The sequence below is a fragment of the Streptomyces sp. NPDC051822 genome, from assembly GCF_044452745.1.
Classification (GTDB): domain Bacteria; phylum Actinomycetota; class Actinomycetes; order Streptomycetales; family Streptomycetaceae; genus Streptomyces.
Genome location: NZ_JBITBZ010000012.1, coordinates 273,170 through 288,475, shown reverse-complemented (window position 1 = coordinate 288,475; position 15,306 = coordinate 273,170). Strand labels below are relative to the sequence as shown.

General features: G+C 73.8%; 13 protein-coding genes. 6 read left to right on the top strand and 7 right to left on the bottom strand.

Annotated elements, in window-relative coordinates; all coding sequences use genetic code 11:
* Positions 1-154: 154 nt before the first annotated feature.
* Complete coding sequence (locus ACIA8N_RS30945; RefSeq protein ID WP_365785806.1) at positions 155-508, bottom strand: transcriptional regulator; 354 nt, start codon at positions 506-508, stop codon at positions 155-157.
* Positions 509-632: 124 nt separating this feature from the next.
* On the opposite strand from ACIA8N_RS30945, the gene ACIA8N_RS30940 reads away from it, so the two are divergent.
* Complete coding sequence (locus tag ACIA8N_RS30940) at positions 633-1,718, top strand: NADH:flavin oxidoreductase/NADH oxidase (RefSeq protein ID WP_365785804.1); 1,086 nt, start codon at positions 633-635, stop codon at positions 1,716-1,718.
* A gap of 121 nt (positions 1,719-1,839) precedes the next feature.
* Positions 1,840-2,922 carry an exo-alpha-sialidase gene (locus tag ACIA8N_RS30935; protein ID WP_365785802.1) on the top strand — a complete coding sequence of 361 codons (1,083 nt, stop codon included), beginning with the start codon at positions 1,840-1,842 and terminating at the stop codon, positions 2,920-2,922.
* A gap of 95 nt (positions 2,923-3,017) precedes the next feature.
* On the opposite strand, the gene ACIA8N_RS30930 is transcribed toward ACIA8N_RS30935, so the two are convergent.
* Positions 3,018-3,695 (bottom strand): uracil-DNA glycosylase, encoded by a 678-nt coding sequence (locus ACIA8N_RS30930; RefSeq protein ID WP_030546211.1) that lies wholly within the window; start codon positions 3,693-3,695, stop codon positions 3,018-3,020.
* Positions 3,696-3,784: 89 nt separating this feature from the next.
* Here ACIA8N_RS30930 and ACIA8N_RS30925 point away from each other — a divergent pair, with 89 nt between their 5' ends.
* The gene (locus ACIA8N_RS30925; RefSeq protein WP_365785800.1) at positions 3,785-4,798 is read left to right on the top strand and encodes a BadF/BadG/BcrA/BcrD ATPase family protein; all 1,014 of its coding nucleotides are present in this window, start codon (positions 3,785-3,787) and stop codon (positions 4,796-4,798) included.
* A gap of 171 nt (positions 4,799-4,969) precedes the next feature.
* On the top strand, positions 4,970-5,887 hold the full coding sequence (locus ACIA8N_RS30920; protein WP_365785798.1) for a hypothetical protein: 918 nt from the start codon (positions 4,970-4,972) through the stop codon (positions 5,885-5,887).
* A 107-nt stretch (positions 5,888-5,994) separates the two neighbouring features.
* Here the strand turns inward: ACIA8N_RS30920 and ACIA8N_RS30915 are convergent, their stop codons facing one another.
* The 5 genes from ACIA8N_RS30915 to ACIA8N_RS30895 form a co-directional block, all read right to left on the bottom strand.
* Entirely contained in the window at positions 5,995-7,083 is a 1,089-nt protein-coding gene (locus ACIA8N_RS30915; RefSeq protein ID WP_365785796.1) for a lactonase family protein, read from the bottom strand.
* Positions 7,084-7,174: 91 nt separating this feature from the next.
* Entirely contained in the window at positions 7,175-8,713 is a 1,539-nt protein-coding gene (locus ACIA8N_RS30910; RefSeq protein ID WP_365785794.1) for an FUSC family protein, read from the bottom strand.
* 247 nt (positions 8,714-8,960) lie between these two features.
* A complete protein-coding gene (locus ACIA8N_RS30905) occupies positions 8,961-11,402 on the bottom strand; it encodes a polysaccharide lyase 8 family protein (RefSeq protein ID WP_365785792.1) in 2,442 nt (813 codons plus the stop codon).
* A gap of 201 nt (positions 11,403-11,603) precedes the next feature.
* Positions 11,604-12,431, bottom strand: a complete 828-nt coding sequence (locus tag ACIA8N_RS30900; RefSeq protein ID WP_399416835.1) for a class E sortase — start codon at positions 12,429-12,431, stop codon at positions 11,604-11,606.
* Positions 12,432-12,476: 45 nt separating this feature from the next.
* Entirely contained in the window at positions 12,477-13,172 is a 696-nt protein-coding gene (locus tag ACIA8N_RS30895; protein ID WP_365785790.1) for a hypothetical protein, read from the bottom strand.
* Between the two features lie 319 nt (positions 13,173-13,491).
* Here ACIA8N_RS30895 and ACIA8N_RS30890 point away from each other — a divergent pair, with 319 nt between their 5' ends.
* Together ACIA8N_RS30890 and ACIA8N_RS30885 are read left to right on the top strand one after the other, a co-directional pair.
* On the top strand, positions 13,492-14,535 hold the full coding sequence (locus ACIA8N_RS30890; protein WP_365785788.1) for an iron-containing redox enzyme family protein: 1,044 nt from the start codon (positions 13,492-13,494) through the stop codon (positions 14,533-14,535).
* Positions 14,536-14,570: 35 nt separating this feature from the next.
* Positions 14,571-15,257, top strand: coding sequence for a 2OG-Fe dioxygenase family protein (locus tag ACIA8N_RS30885; RefSeq protein ID WP_365785786.1), 687 nt, complete (start codon positions 14,571-14,573; stop codon positions 15,255-15,257).
* Positions 15,258-15,306 lie beyond the last annotated feature (49 nt).

Genomic DNA, 15,306 nt, shown 5'->3' with positions numbered 1-15,306 from the left:
ACAACACAGCCCACTCGGCATCCGAAAGCTCATGACGACGCACCACGACAAGCATGATCCCTCATCACCAGACCGCCTTTGAAGACGACCCCTAGGGGGCGTCTTGCCGCACCCCTTGGGGCGAGACCCCAGGGCCTGATCCAAAAGACAGGCCCTAGGCCGCCCCCTCCGTGCGGACGGCCTGGGCGTCGGCGGCCGTCAGGACGGTGTCGAGGAGGCCGGGGAAGAGGGCGTCGAGGTCCTCGCCGCGCAGGGCGTTGAGCTTGGCCGTGCCGCGGTACATCTGCTGGATGACGCCGCTCTCGCGCAGCACCCTGAAGTGGTGCGTCGTCGTGGACTTGGTCACCGGGAGGTCGAAGTACGAGCAGCTCAGTTCGGTGCCCTCGCGCGCCATGTCCCGCACGATGCGCAGGCGTACCGGGTCCGAGAGCGCGTGCAGCACCGCTTCGAGACGGATCCGGTCACGCGGGGGGTGTTCGAGGGCACGGGGGCTGGTGGCGGTCGTCATGGCGGCGGCTCCACTTCATCCGGGATGCGGCCCATTGTACGAGAACCCTCGTAGTTTGACAGACGCCGTACTACGATGGGTACCGTACAAGGGTCCTTCGAGGCATCCCGAAACGGAGTCCGTCATGAGCGTCGCCCTGTTCGAGCCCTACACCCTGCGGTCCCTGACCGTGCCCAACCGGGTCTGGATGGCACCGATGTGCCAGTACTCGGCGGACATGACCGGACCGAACGCGGGCGTGGCGACGGACTGGCACTTCGCCCACTACGCCGCCCGGGCCACCGGCGGCATCGGACTCATCCTGGTCGAGGCGACCGCCGTCGCCCCCGAGGGACGCATCAGCCCCGCGGACCTCGGCCTCTGGAACGACACCCAGACCGAGGGCCTGCGCCGGATCGCCGCCTTCCTCAAGGAGCACGGCACGGTGCCCGGCATCCAGATCGGCCACGCGGGACGCAAGGCCTCGACGAACCGCCCGTGGGAGGGCCGCGGGCCCGTTCCCGACGGCGGCCCCGGCTGGCAGCCCGTCGGACCGAGCCCCGTCGAGTTCGCCGAGGGCCATCCGGTGCCGACCGAGCTGACCGTGGACGCGATCCGGGAGATCACCGGGCAGTTCGCGGACGCGGCCCGCCGCGCCCTCGACGCCGGCTTCGAGGTCGTCGAGGTGCACGGCGCCCACGGCTACCTCATCGGCGAGTTCCTCTCCCCGCACAGCAACCACCGCACCGACGCGTACGGCGGTTCCTTCGAGAACCGGACCCGCCTCGCCCTCGAGGTCGTCGAGGCCGTCCGGTCCGTGTGGCCCGAGGAACTCCCCGTCTTCTTCCGCGTCTCGGCCACCGACTGGCTGGGGGAGCAGGGCTGGACGGCCGACGAGACCGTACGGTTCGCGGCGCTGCTCCGCGACCACGGCGTCGACCTCCTCGACGTCTCCAGCGGCGGCAACGGCGGACCGGCCGAGATCCCGGTGGGCCCCGGCTACCAGGTGCCGTTCGCCGCCCGCGTCAAGGCGGAGACCGGACTGCCGGTGGCCGCCGTCGGTCTGATCACCGAGAGCGGCCAGGCCGAGAAGATCCTCTCCAACGGCGAGGCAGACGCGGTCCTCCTCGGCCGTGAGCTGCTGCGCGACGCCTCCTGGGCCCGTCGCGCCGCCCGCGACCTCGGCGCGGAGGCTCCCGCGACTCCGGCGCCGTACGCCTGGGCGATCTGAGCGGCACGAACCGGGGGTTCGCGTTCCGGGGGCCGGGCGCGGGAGTGTCCGGGAGCCGTTGTCAGTGGCCGGGTGCAGACTGGCCCGTATCCGCGACAACGGCGTCCTGGAGGTCGCAGTCATGCCCGACGTACTCCTCACCGTAGGCACCCGCAAGGGACTCTTCATCGGCCGCAGGCGTGACGGCCGGTGGGAGTTCGACGATCCGGCGTTCCCCGCACAGGCGGTCTACTCGGTCGCCATCGACACCAGGGGACCGACCCCGCGCCTCCTCGCGGGCGGGGACAGCCTCCACTGGGGGCCGTCGGTCTTCCACTCCGACGACCTCGGCAGGACCTGGGCCGAACCGGCGCGACCGGCGGTCAGGTTCCCCGAGGACACCGGGGCCTCCCTCGAGCGCGTCTGGCAGCTGCACCCGGCACCGCGCCACTCCCCCGGCGTCGTGTACGCGGGGACGGAGCCGGCGGCGCTCTTCCGGTCGACGGACGGAGGGGAGTCCTTCGAGCTCGTCCGCCCGCTGTGGGAGCACCCGACCCGCTCCCGGTGGGTGCCGGGCGGGGGCGGCGAGGCCGTGCACACGGTCGTGACCGACCGGCGCGACCCGGAGGCCGTGACGGTCGCGGTGTCCACCGCGGGAGTGTTCCGCTCCCGGGACGGCGGGGCCGCGTGGGAGCCCTCCAACCAGGGCGTGTCGGCGGTGTTCCTGCCGGACCCGAACCCCGAGTTCGGTCAGTGCGTGCACAAGATCGCCCAGGACGCGGGCAACCTGGACCGCCTCTACCTCCAGAACCACTGGGGCGTGTTCCGCAGCGACGACGCGGGGGCCAGCTGGTCCGACATCGGCGCCGGGCTGCCCTCCGACTTCGGGTTCGCGGTCGCCGCGCACCCGCACCGGCCGGACACGGCCTATGTCTTCCCGATCACCGCGGACTCCGACCGGGTCCCGGCCGGCCGCCGCTGCCGGGTCTACCGCACGACCGACGCCGGAGCCAGCTGGGAACCGCTGGCGCGGGGGCTGCCCGAGGGCGACCACTACGGCACCGTGCTGCGGGACGCGCTGTGCACGGACGACGCGGACCCGGCGGGCGTCTACTTCGGCAACCGCAACGGCGAGCTGTACGCCAGCGCGGACGACGGCGACAGCTGGCGACTCCTCGCCGAGCACCTGCCTGACGTCCTGTGCGTCCGGGCGGCGGTGATCTGAGCCTGGGGGCCGGGGGGGCGGGGGCGGAGGCGGAGGCCGGGGCCACGAGTGTCCTGGAGCACCGTGGCCCCGGGGTCACGGCCGGGGTCCCGGGATCAGGGCAGGCGCCAGTCCACCGGCTGGGCGCCCTGCTTCAGGAGCAGCTCGTTCGCGCGGCTGAAGGGCCGGGAGCCGAAGAAGCCGCGGTCCGCCGACATCGGGGACGGGTGCGCGGACTCGATCGCCGGCAGGTCACCGAGGAGCGGGCGGGCGTTGCGCGCGTCGCGGCCCCACAGGATCGACACCAGCGGCTTGCCCCGGGCGGCGAGGGCGCGGATGGCCTGCTCGGTGACCTCTTCCCAGCCCTTGCCGCGGTGGGCGGCCGGCTTGCGGGGGGCGGTGGTCAGCGCCCTGTTGAGGAGCAGGACGCCCTGCCGGGTCCAGGGGGTCAGGTCGCCGTTCGACGGCCGCGGCATGCCGAGGTCGGTGTGCAGCTCCCGGAAGATGTTCTCCAGGCTCCCCGGCAGCGAGCGGACCTCGGGCGCGACCGCGAAACTCAGTCCGATCGCCATCCCCGGCGTGGGATAGGGGTCCTGACCGACGATCAGCACCCGCACCTCGTCGAAGGGTTGCTGGAAGGCCCGCAGGACGTTCTGCCCTGATGGCAGGTACGTCCGGCCCGCGGCGATCTCCGCACGCAGGAAGTCGCCCATCTCGGCCACCCGCCCCGCGACGGGGCCGAGGGCCTCCGCCCAGCCGGGCTCCACCAGTTCCTTCAACGGTCGCGCTGTCACGGACCGTCACTCTACCGGCCTACAGTGACCATCCGGTCCGGGCGTCTCCCCCGCCCCACTCGACGCGAGGACGGTGCACCGTGGTGTCCATGAACGAGCCCTTCGCCCCCGCAGGCCCTGCCGGCCCCACCGGCGGTCTGGTCGTCGGTGTCGACTCCGGGGGGTCGGGGATTCGGGTCGCCCTGGCCGAGGCGGCCGACGGTGCCGTGCTCGGCACCCGCGCCTCGCGGGAGCCGGTACGGACCGGTCCTGGCGGGATCTCCGCCCGGCACCTCCTCGAACAGGTCCTGCCCGCCGTCCGGGCCCTGGCGGAGCCCCACGGCGGGCGGCCGGTGGTCGCCGTGGCCGTGGGCGCCGCCGGGATGGCGACCCTCGGGGACGAGCTGCGCGCCGAACTGCCGGGTGCGCTCGCCGAGGCATGGGGGGTCGGGCGGCTCGCGCTCGCGGCCGACGCGGTCACCGCGTACGCCGGGGCGCTCGGGCAGCGGCCCGGCGCCGTCGTGGCCGGCGGGACGGGCATGATCGCCCTCGGGACGGATCTGACCTCCTGGCGGCGGGCCGACGGCTGGGGCCACCTCCTCGGCGACTGCGGCAGCGGCGCCTGGATCGGCCGGGCCGGCCTGGAGGCGGCGATGCGGGCGCACGACGGGCGGCGCGGCGGCTCGGCGGCGCTCCTGTTCCGCGCGGAGAAGGTGTTCGGGCCGGTGGCCGGGCTGCCGGGCGTGCTGTACCCCCGTACGGACCGGCCCGCCGTGCTCGCCTCCTTCGCTCCCGAGGTGGGGCGGTGCGCCGCCGAGGACCCGGTGGCGGCGGACATCCTGGCGCGGGCGGCCGGTCACATCGCCGACGCCGCTGAGGCGGTGTGCCCCGTCGCGCCCGGAGCTGTGGTGGCACTGACCGGAGGCCTGTTCAGGATGGGCGACGCCCTGCTCGTACCGCTGCGCACGGCGCTCCGGGAGCGGCTGCCGCACGCCCGGACGGTGGATCCGGCCGGGGATCCGCTTGCGGGGGCCGTCGCGCTCGCGGCGGGACTGGCCTCCGGCACCCTGCGGCTTCCGGAGGACCCCTCGCTGCTCCGTCTGTTCGGCGACACGGCGTCGTAGGCGAGGGTGCGGACACAGTCGAAGGTCGCGGGCATCCGCCCAGGTGGGAGCCTGTGTCTCGACCCCAGAGGGGGCGGGGGGCCGCACCCAGGGGGGACATAGGGGGGCAGAAGGCGCGTGACCGTACCTCACCCGACGGCACACCGGGCGAAACCAGTAGCATGCGGCGCCATGAGCTCCCCCACTGGGCCTGCTTCCGGCCTGCCTGTACGAATGCCTCGACCCCGTCAGTCCGGGCGGCACCGTCGCCCCGAACCCGCGGCGGCGCCCGAGGGCGCTCCCGCACTGGTTCTCGCTGTGCCCGGCGCGCCCTCCGCCGCCATACGCTCGCTGGCCGAGGAGGTCGTGAGCATCGCGCGTTCCGAGCTGCCCGGCCTCGAAGCCCTGATCGGCTTCCTGGAGGGCGACGACATCGAGCTCCCGTCGCTCGCGACGATGCTCGCGACCGCCGCGTCGCTGCGCACCGAGCGGTACGAGCTGGCCGTGGCCGCCGGCCGTGAGGTCACCGCCCCGACGGGCCCGGCCTCGGTCGTCGTCCCGCTGCTCGCCGGTCCGGACAGCGCCCAGATGCGCCAGGTGCGCCAGGCCGTCATGGACGCCGGCAACACCGCCGAGCTGACGGACGTCCTCGGCCCGCACCCGCTGCTCGCCGAGGCGCTGCACGTGCGTCTGTCGGAGGCGGGTCTTGCCCGTGCCGACCGCGCCCGGCTGTTCACGGTGGCGACGGCCGCCGACGGCATCATCCTGGCCACGGTGGGCGGCGAGGAGGCCGTGCAGGCCGCGGGGATCACCGGCATGCTGCTCGCCGCGCGCCTCGCCGTTCCGGTGATGGCCGCCGCGCTCGACCAGGAGGGTTCGATCGCCTCCATCGCGGATCAGCTGCGCGCCGCGGGCTCGGAGCAGCTGGCCCTCGCCCCGTACCTGATCGGTCCCGAGCTGCCCGAGGGGCTGCTCGACGAGGCCTCGAAGGAGGCCGGGTGCGCCGCGGCCGAGCCGCTGGGCGCCTACCCGGCGATCGGCAAGCTGGTGCTCTCGCAGTACACGGCGACCCTCGGCATCCCCCAGCAGCAGGGCTCGTCCTCGCTCTGAGGCCCGCGCCCGCGCCCCTGCCCGTACGTCGAAGGGCCCGCACCGGATGTCCGGTGCGGGCCCTTCGACGTACGAACGGGGTCCCGAGCCCCGCCGGTCCCGCCGGTTCAGCCGAAGACGACGCAGGAGGCCGCCGGGGCCTCGATCGAGCCCGCGCGCGAGGGGATCCCGGTCACGGGGTCGAGGGTGAACCAGGTGACGTCGCCGGAGCGCTCGTTGGCCGCGTACAGGTGCCGTCCGGACGGGGCGAGGGTCAGGTCCCGGGGCCAGCTGCCGCCGCAGGGCACGGTGGCCGCGAGGGAGGCCCCGATGCCGTCCGCGTCGAGGGCGAGCACGGCGATGGTGTCGGTGCCCCGGACGGCGGCCCAGAGGAACCGTCCGTCCGGGGCGACGACGACCTCGGAGGGGTAGGCGGCACCTGTGGCCTCCTCGGGGACGAGGTCGGGGACGAGGTCGGGGACGACGGGGGCCTCGTCGAGCGGTTCGAGCACGCCGGCGGCCGCGTCCCAGCGGCAGACCGTGAGGGTGGGCTCCAGCTCGTTCAGGACGTACGCGTGCGTGCCGGCCGGGTGGAAGGCGAGGTGGCGCGGGCCTGTGCCGGGACGCAGCGCGGTCTCGCCGTGCAGGGTGAGCGCCCCGGTGGCGGGGTCGAGGGCGCAGATCCGTACGGAGTCGGTCCCGAGGTCCACGCTGACGACCCACCGGCCGCCGGGGTCGGGGAGCACCTGGTGGGCGTGCGGGGCGGCCTGGCGCGCGGCGACCGGTCCTGCGCCCTCGTGCCGCAGGACGGTCGTGGCGGGGCGGGCGGTGCCGTCCTCGGCCAGCGGCAGGGCGGTGACGCTGCCGGAGGCGTAGTTGGCGGTGAGGAGGTGGCCGGCGGTGACGGCGAGGTGGGTGGGGGCCGCGCCTTCGACGGGGACGGGCGCGCCGAGCGGCCGGGGGGCGGGTCCTGTGACGTCGAAGGCGGCGACGGCCCCCGCGTCGGTCTCGGACACGGCGTGCAGCACCGGGCCCGCGAGGGCGAGGAACGAGGGGTCGGCGACGGCGTCGCTGCCGCCCGTGACGGTCAGCGCGCCGGTCTCCTCGTCCACGTCGGCGGCCAGGACGCCGCGCCCGCCGGCCGAGGTGAAGGAGCCGATGTACGCCCGTACCGCGCTCCGCCCCTGAACCGTGTCTGCCGTTCCCGTGTCGCGCACGGCGCCTCCCCTGTCCCCTGGGCCGGTCGCGGTCGACCGGCCGTCGTCCGGCCGACGGTAGCAGGCGGTCTAGACCAACGGTGCGGGGTGCTCAGGCGGCCGGCACCAGCGGGGCGCGGACGTCGGTCTTGAGGGGTGCCGCCAGGCCGACGAGGGCCTGCTCCAGGCCGTGCAGATGGCCGAGGGCCGCCTCCGCGCCGGGGTGGTGGTGCGGTACGCCGACGGCCTCGGCCACCGGCGTCCGCCCCGGCCCCGCCGGGGGCACGAGGGCGTGGACCGCGGCTTCCACGCGCCAGGCGGCGGCCACGAGCCGGGCGTCGTGCGAGGCGTCCGGGTCGGCCGCGACGGCGGCGAGGCCCCGGATCTCGCGGGCGCAGTCGTCCAGGAGCGCGAGCACCCGGCGCGCGCGGGCCTTGCGGGCCCGCAGCGGGTTCAGGGGGTGCACGAGCGGCGCGAGGGAGAGCCGGACCCGGCCGAGCAGGATCTCCAGCTCGGCGGCGTGCGGCGCCGGGTCGACGCCCGGGTCGCCCGCGAGGCGCCGGGCGGCGGCGGTGGTGCAGGTGTGCACGCACGTCACGGCCCGCTCGATCCAGGCGTTGGTGGCGGCGTGTGTGGTCACCGGCAGCAGGGCGACGCCGATCGCGGCGCCGATCGCGCCGACGGCGGTCTCCTGGAAGCGCAGGAGCAGCAGGCCGGGGTGCAGGACGCCGAGCAGCCCGTAGAGCAGTCCCGCCATGACGGTGACGAAGAACATCATCCAGCTGTACGAGAGCGGGGCGGTGTAGAAGATCCCGAAGACGCACACGGCGACGAGCAGGGCGGTGGGGGCGGTCGCGCCGCCCAGCGGGACGGCGATCAGCAGGCCGGCGGCGATGCCGGCGACGGTGCCGAGGACGCGGCGGAAGCCCCGGACGAGCGTCTCGCCGCGCGAGGCGGTGTTGACGAAGATCCACCAGGCGGTGCCGACGGCCCAGTACCAGCGCTCGTGCGAGATCAGCTGGCCGGCGGCGAGGGCCACGGCGCAGGCGGCCGTGGCCTGGAAGGCCTGGCGGGTGGTGGGGCGGGCCAGGCCCGTTCCGGGCAGCGGGGCGGGCGCGCCCGGCGGCGGCACGTGCCGCTCGATGCACCAGGCCACGAAACGGACCGCTCCGACGGCGAGCAGCGCGAGGGCGACGGCGGCGTACAGCTCGGGAAGCTGGGAGGGGAGCGCGTGCAGGAACTGCGTCACGAAGAACTGCATGAACGCGAAGATGCCGAGGGCGTGACCGCGCGGTCCCCACCGGCGGGCGTACACGCCGGCGAAGACGACGAGCAGCCAGCTCGCGTCCCGCAGGAGTGGGGCGCCGTGCAGGAAGGTGGCGAGCGCGAGGACGGGGAAGCCGACCGCCGGCAGCAGGGCGGTGGTGACGGCCTGGCGGCGGACGGTGGAGTCGCCGACCGTGAAGAGGGCGAGCAGAGCGGCGAGACCGGCGGTGATGGAGGCGGTCAGGGAGAGGCCGAGGAGCTCCGCGAGAGCGACGGCGAGCGTGATGCCGAGAACGGCGCGCGTCGACACCCTGAGTCGGACGCGTCCCGGGTCCGGGGCCATGAAGTACTTCCGCACGGCGGCCAATCCCGCCCCCCTTGTCATGTTCCTCGCCGCGCGCGAGGGCCCCCGGGGGTGGTGGGGGCTCGGACACGACGAAGGCACCGCGGGCCGGTCCGGCCTCGTCGCCGGACGGCGCTGCGCGGCGCCGAAGGTATGTGATGGCTACAAGGATAGACGGAAGGGGGTACGACGGCTCAACCGACCGTGGAAACGGTGGGCCATCGGCCCACTGCGACAGCGCGTCGGGTGGCCGGGCGAAGCCAATGGCCCACACGTTCCAGCTCCCCTCTCACCCCAGGCTGACGACCGCCCTGTGCGTGGCGGCGAGCGTGCCGGGAGTGATCCGCAGGGTGAGCGCGGATCCCGTGGACAGCACCTGGACCGTGGGGTCCTTGGACACCACCGCCGGCACGGGGCGGTTCCAGGTCAGGTCGATCGGCGCCCCGTCGCGCAGGGGGCCCGAGACGCAGATCGTGGCGGTGGTGCCGGACTCGCGGATCAGCACGGACGCGGGGGCGGCGGCCGTGACGTCGCCGACGGTGCCGGCGAGCCAGAAGTTGACGCCGGTGAAGCCGAGCGCGGGGACCCGTACGCCCTGCTGTTCGTTGGCGTTGGCGAGGACGGTGAGCCACCCCGTGTCCGCCGCGCGCGCCGCCGTCTCCGCCTGGGTGGCGCCCGGCATCAGGACGTACGAGTAGGCCGCCCACGTCGGATCGGTGCCGTGGTCGAGCCAGAGCGTGAGGTACCGGCGCGTGTGGGGCGAGGTCTCGGCCCCCTTGTTGATGTCCGACCAGGCACCCGTGCGGGCCTGGCGCAGGGCCTTGAGCGCCGTGGCGCCGCCGGGGAAGACGTAGCCCGCGAAACCGGCGAGGTGGGCCCATCGGGCGCCCGTGAGGGTGGCGCTCCAGCCGAGCGTCGTGGGCTGGGCCGCGCCGTCGACGGTGAAGGCATGGACTCCCGTCCCGCCGAGGTTGCGGTTCTCCACGACCGACTCGACACCGGCGCCGTCGCGGCCGTGGATCCCCGCACCGAGGCAGACGACCGCGTCGTCGAGGAAGAACCAGGACTTCTTGGCCAGGAGCGTGGACGACAGCCCCTTGAGGTACTGCCCCACGGCCGCGTACGTGCCGTCCGTCGTCCCGCCGACCCAGCGCACATCGGGCCGGGCCGCGCCCCAGGTCCCGCCCTCGCCGTCGGCGAGCGGCTTGCGGGAGGCCGTGGTGCCGGGCAGCCGGTAGGGGTCGACGGTGGGCCAGAAGTGATCGCTGTACTGCCCGTTGGCGAAGTCGTCGCCCCACCAGTAGAGCATTCCGGAGCCGCTGTGCCAGGCGCGCAGGTTCTCGCCGTTGCCGTTCTCGTAGTACGTGATCCGGTTCGACGCCATGGAGAGCGACGCCGCCCACCCGGCGCGGCGGTGCACGGCGCGGTCCATGCCGGGGAAGAGACGGTGACCGGACGGTTCGGGGCTCGCCGGGGCCGTGCCGTCCTGGACGGCCTTGAGGCGGGCGAGCGCGGCGACACCGAGGGCAGGGTCGGCGAGCAGCGGGCTGAAGTGGTCGCGTGCGATCCAGCCCTTGACCATGCCGTCCCAGCGGGCCTTCTCGGCGGCCGAGGCGCTCCGGGCGAGCAGCGCGACGCACGCGATGATCCCGTGGCCCCGCAGGTGGTCGTCCTGGCGGACGCCCCTGGTGTCCGTCCGCTGCACGCCGCGGCTGATCGCGCGCCCCGCGACGGCGTCCATGGCCAGGCCGTTGAAGAGGAAGGGCGCGTAGGCCTTCTCGACGGAGTCGAACACCACCTGCCGGCCGCTGTCGGTGACCTCCCACGCCGATCCCTTGAGCAGGGCGAAGAGCATCGAGAGCCCGCCGAGCATGACGGCGCCGTAGGAAGCGGCGTAGGGGACGTACGTGTGCTGGATGAAGCTGCCGTCGGCGTGGAGACCGTCGCCGGACGTGACGTACGGGAAGACCGGGGAAAGCGCGTCGCGGGCCCGGGACAGCTTCGCGGAGGACTTTCCGACGACTCCGCGGAGCGCGAGGACCCGGCAGAGGTCGACCCGGTTGGCCCCGGTGGAGGTGCCGGTGTAGCTCGCGACCGCGCTGTCGGGGACGAAGTGGTCGACGGCGGCGCAGTGTGCCGCGACGCGGGTCGCGCCGAGGACGTCGTACAGGAGGACGTCGATGTCGAGCAGCGCCTGCGGGATGCCTATCTGCCAGTTGTACCAGTTGCCGTAGCGCACCTGGTTCGCGTGGTACGCCTGGTCGTGGAGGTGGTCGAGGCCGGCGAGGATCTCGGCGCGCAGGGTCGGGTCGCCGGTGAGTCCGGTGCCGGGCTGGGAGTACGCCTCGGCGAGGGTGCGGAGCCGGTTGTAGCTGGTGTTGAGGTTGCCCGAGTACGTGTACGACTCGGCGTCCGTGTCCGGTTCGGGGTCGGCATACGGCAGGTCTGGCCAGAGGGAGCCGTTCGCCGGGGCCATGGCGGAGCGGAGGTCGCCGGCGGTGGCGCCGAGCGCGGCGAGCTTCGAGGCGAAGGGTTCGGCGGTCGGCACGACGTTCGTGCCGAGGAGCAGGTCCCGCCAGGTCAGGCGCAGGGTGTCGTACGCGTCGGCGGCGTGTGCGGCGGTCGCGGCGGCCGGTATCGCGAGCGGGGCGACGACGGCGGCGCCGAGGGCCGCGCGCAGGAGGCCTCGGCGGGACGCGAAGGCAGGGGGCGTGGGGGCGGAGGAGGGCATGAGGGGAGGAACCTCCGGGGGACGGGCGCGCGGGCGGCCCGGCGCGGTGGCGGACAGCATGCCGGGGACAGAAAGCGATTTCTACCCCTGCGGCGGAATCCGCCGCTCCCATCGCGCGCTCCGCTCCCGCCGCTCCCACCCCCCGCGCGCCGCACCGGCCGGCGAGTGCCCCAGGGCCTGTCCCCCACCGGAGGACGGGCCCTACGCCGGCCGCTTCGACGTCAGGACGCCTATCTTGTCGATCCGGTGCTCGGGGTTGCCCTGGGCGTCCCGCCAGAAGTTGCCCGCCGCGTCGTCCTCCGGCGTCGCGCACGTCGAGAGGGTGATCATGGCTCGGGTGGGCTTCTTCCCCGGTTCGCCCGGCACGGCGGCCCGCTGCTCGGCGAGCGAGCGCTCCGAGCGGAAGGACGTCTCCCGCGTCTCGACGATCTCGTACGTGTAGACCGTGCCCCCGGCGGTGACACGCACCAGGTCCCCCACGTCGACCGCGGGCAGATCACGCAGCGGCCCGCCGGCGGAGAGCCTGTGGGCGGTCACCAGATAGTTGCCGACGTCCCCCGGCCCGACGCCCCCGTGCTCGCCGTAGGGGCTGGCAGCGACACCCCGGTCCTGGATCCGGGTTCCCGCCCGGTCGTCGGTCGTGCCCTCGTACGGCACGACGTCCAGTGCTTCGACCCCGATCGACGGTACGGACACCTCCGCCGCGACGGGAGAGGCGGTGGGGTGGGGCGTGGGCGCCGACGGCGAGGGCGGCGGCGGGGCCGCCGACGGGGCGTGGACACCGGCGGACGTCGCGTCCGCGCCGTGGACGCCGGCAGGCGTCACCTGCGCGCCGCGGACCGCGGCGGTCGTACCGTCCGCGCCGCGGACACCGGCAGGCGTGCCGCCCGCGTCGGCGCCGCGCAGAGCGACGCCCGCGGCCACCGCGACGACGGTGATCACGGCGGCGACAGCGGCGGCGACCACGGCGCGCACACCGCGGACCCCGGACCGGCCCCTGCGCAGGAGCCCACGACGGTTGGCACCCATGCTCCAAGGATCACCCATTCGCTACGCCGCGGCACCTGCGGCCGGTCAGCCGACCCGGTCCCCTGACGACACGCGGTGGACCTCCAGGCCGGGCGTCGCGAGCAGTTCGGTGATCAGGTCCTCCGAGCCGCACACGTACGTGCTCACCAGATCGACGTCCCCGCCCACGCACCAGGCCCTGTCCTGCGGCCACCACAGGTCCGGCAGTTCGTCGAACGGCTCGGCCTCGGGAGGGGACATGGCGTCGGCCGGCGCTCCCGACAGGAGGATCTCGTCCCGCTCCGGCGTCGGGAAGGTCGGGATCCCGGGCCATTCCCGGCGGCCGTAGCCGTGCCACAACCCGAACCAGCACCGCTCCGGCGTGTCCGTGTGCCGGGCCGGTACGGGGATCAGTTCCCGCGCCACCTCGCCCGGCGTGGGGCCTTCTGCCGGATGCTCGTCCCACACCCCGGTCAGGCCGTACTCCTCGTCGTTCTGGTAGAACCGGTCCACGCCGATCACCTCGTGCCAGTCGGTCAGCGCCCCGACGCTCCGCCCGTAGGCGGCGGCGACGGTCCCCCAGCGCACGGGGCGCTCGGCGCGGGCCGCGGGGTGCAACACGCGCGCGTATGCGGCGAATCCTGGTGCGGCGACCCCGCCGACGGTTCCGAACTCGCCGTACCCGGGCCGGCGTCCGGTCAGCCAGCGGGCCGGCCCGAGGTCGCCCCGCTCGACGCGCAGCCGCCCCGTACAGGCCGGCATCCGTCCACTCCTCGCTCACGCGCACCATCCGTGCCGACGTCCGCCGAGACGGTCGTCCACCAGGGCGACTGCCGGCGTAGCCCGGCGGCCAGGGCCGTACACCAAGGCCGGCGGCGAGGGCCCGGCGGTCGTACAGAGCACGTACATATTCCGTCCAGTGGGCCCCTTGCAGAATGGCAGCGCCCGCCACCGCTGCGGCCCCGCAAGAACGTTTCGCCGCAGTACGAGCAATGGCAGGCCAACCGTCGCCCTTTCTGGCGACGGTGCACAGACCGCGCGTCGGAAATCTGATTCGTCCAGTGAGTCCAAGGGGAAACACATGCCAGAAGTCGGCGGCTCCAAGGGTCTGACCGTACCCAATGACCCGTTCCTGTCCACCGTGGACACGGTGTGCGCATGGCTCGGTTCCGCACCCGAGAAGGTCGACGCCCTGTCGGGCGGCGAGCGGAGCCGCGTCCTGGGTGAGGTGGCCGACATCAACGCCGCTGCGGCCTCGGGCGACAACAGCGCCCTGTACGCCCAGCAGTACCTCCTCGACCGGATCTACCAGCTGTACACCAAGATCCCGCAGGGGCAGACCGCCGAGGGCTCGGTCGTCGTGTACGAGATAGGCAGGCTCCTCGAGACCGCCACCGCCGCCGCCCAGGACGCCCTGATCGAGCCGGGGCTGATCGAAGAGGCGCCTACGGAGCCGCGGGAGTACCTGACCTGGCTCAAGAACACGGCCCGGAACCACCGGGTGTACAAGCACCCGTACTACCACGAGTTCATCCGCAACGCGGCCTCGCACGACGACCTGCGGAACTACGTGATGCAGGAGTCGGTCGTCGACGGCCGCTTCGACGACCTGCTCGCCATGATGCAGGTGGGCACGGCCGGCGCGGCCAAGATGGAGATCGCCGCCAACTTCTGGGACGAGATGGGCAACGGCGACCACGCCCAGGTCCACACCCACCTCTTCAACAAGATCTACGAGGTCTTCGAGATCTCCGAGGACGAGCTGAGCCGGTCGCTCACCGCGACCTCCCTGCTCAACGGCAACCTCGCCGTCATGCTGTGCCGCCAGCGCGCCCTGTACGCCGAGGCCGTGGGCTTCCTGGGCATGACCGAGTGGATGGCACCCGACCGGTTCGTCCAGGTCGTGCACGCCTGGGAGCGCCTCGGTCTGCCCGAGGTCGGCATCACCTATCACAAGCTGCACATCACGATCGACTCGCAGCACGCGCAGGGCTGGTTCCACAACGTGGTGCTGCCCGCCGCCGAGTCCGCGGACATGCGGCGCGCGATCGCCCGCGGCATCCTCTGGCGGCTCAACTCCTCTGCCGCGTACCTGGACGAGCGCATCCCGTCCGTCGCCGCCTGACGTCCGACGACTTCATCTTCTCTGGAGGAGAGACCATGGCCCTTGGCAGCGAACGCTTCGTCATCATCGACCTGCCCGACATCTCCGCCGACATCCTGCCCAGCTACGACGACTGCCCGGTCGACGAGTACATGGGCAACGGCACCCGCTTCAAGCGGTTCTCGCAGTACCGCCTCAGCCCCCAGGGCAGTGACGGGTGGTCGTTCGAGCGTCTCGCGCACCGGGACTACACGACCTACAAGAAGTTCAACTCGGTCGGCGGCGGCATCCGTCGCGTCTACGAGCCGATCAAGGTGGACTTCACGCCGCTGATCGAGCACGGCGTCCGCGAGCTGGGTCTCGACCGGTCCGAGGACTGGCAGATCAACGTCCACCAGAACCGGACCCGCGCCGAGGGCGGCAAGCCGGGCCCGCTCACCCCGGAGGGCGTCCACCACGACGGCCACGAGTTCGTGATGATCGCGGTCCTCAACAAGGTGAACGTGGCCGGCGGCCAGACCCGTCTGTGGAACCCCGGGGCCGACGAGCCCTTCTGGGCCGGCACGCTGGAGCCGGGCCAGGCGGTCCTCCTGGACGACCGGGCGCTCGCGCACGACGTCACCGACGTGCTGTCCGCCGACGGCGGCCCCGGCCACCGGGACATCGTCATCATCGCGTTCTCCCGGTGGGCGGAGAAGTGGTACGGCGAGGAGCACGACAGCGCCGCGCTCTCCGAGCAGTGAAACCGGGCGCCGCCCCGGGGCGAGGCACCACGCCTCGGGGCGGCGCCGC